This window comes from Caballeronia sp. LZ043 (assembly GCF_031451075.1).
Lineage (GTDB): Bacteria > Pseudomonadota > Gammaproteobacteria > Burkholderiales > Burkholderiaceae > Caballeronia.
In genome coordinates this window covers 1-516 of record NZ_JARUXT010000063.1, presented here as the reverse complement: position 1 = coordinate 516, position 516 = coordinate 1, and the positions used below count along the sequence as shown (strand labels likewise).

At 64.5% G+C, this 516-nt stretch carries 1 protein-coding gene; it reads right to left on the bottom strand.

The annotated features are described in order from the left end of the window. Positions 1–516 (bottom strand): hypothetical protein (locus QCE64_RS37820; RefSeq protein ID WP_310009523.1); only part of this gene is annotated, 516 nt, incomplete at both ends.

The following is a 516-nucleotide window of genomic DNA, read 5'->3' as shown; positions in this document are numbered from 1 at the left end:
GTCGCGAGCGGCCCGAGCGTGCTCACGGTGCGCGTCGCGCCCGTCGCGCTGACCTGGTGGATTGTATTGACAGCGGTATTGAGGAGAAGATTGCCGCCGGCATTCAGTGCCAGGCTCCCCGCGTTGAGGGTGGCGGATGTCAGATCGACGTCGCCCTGCGTGGTGAGGGACATCAGGCCGCCGCTGCGCAGCGCGCCGAAAGCGTTGTCGATCTGCTTGCCTTGAATTGAAAGCGTGTTGCCCGCCTGTATCGTGCCGCTGTTGCTGAAGGTCTGTGCGTCCTTCAGATCGATATCGGCCGCAGCGATGAGCGGCCCGTTCATGTTCTGCTGGCTTGCCTTCGCGAGGTACACGACGGGCACGAGCACGGCCTGACCGTCGACGATGACCGTCTGCATGATGACGACGTTGCTCGTCAGCGCCGCGACCTGTTCCGGCGACAGACTCATGCCGAGCGGCAGATCGAGCGACTTCGCGAGTGACGCGCCCGCGGCCAGCAGCGCCTCATACATGGCT